At 47.3% G+C, this 317-nt stretch carries 1 protein-coding gene; it reads left to right on the top strand.

Annotated elements, in window-relative coordinates:
- Positions 1-317: transposase (locus ACT3QP_RS15145; RefSeq protein WP_443554940.1), on the top strand; the 317-nt coding region annotated here is incomplete at both ends.

Genomic DNA, 317 nt, shown 5'->3' on the forward strand with positions numbered 1-317 from the left:
CAATCTGACATCAAGAAACTGGCTGAGCAAATGGCCAGCAGCATGAAAAGCTTCGATGACATCAAAGACTTTCAAAAGCAGCTCATGCAGTCCTTCATCGACACTGCCTTAGAAGCAGAAATGGAAGAGCATCTCGGCTACCCCAAGCATGAAAAGGCAGACAGGCCTAATAAGCGCAATGGGCACACTAAAAAGAGAGTCCGTAGCGACACAGGCGAGCTTGAGATCTCCACCCCAAGAGACCGTGATAGCAGCTTTGAGCCTGTACTTGTCAGTAAGCATCAAACCCGTATTTCAGGTCTTGATGACAAAATCAT

It is taken from the genome of Psychrobacter sp. AOP7-B1-24, from assembly GCF_052376215.1.
Lineage (GTDB): Bacteria > Pseudomonadota > Gammaproteobacteria > Pseudomonadales > Moraxellaceae > Psychrobacter.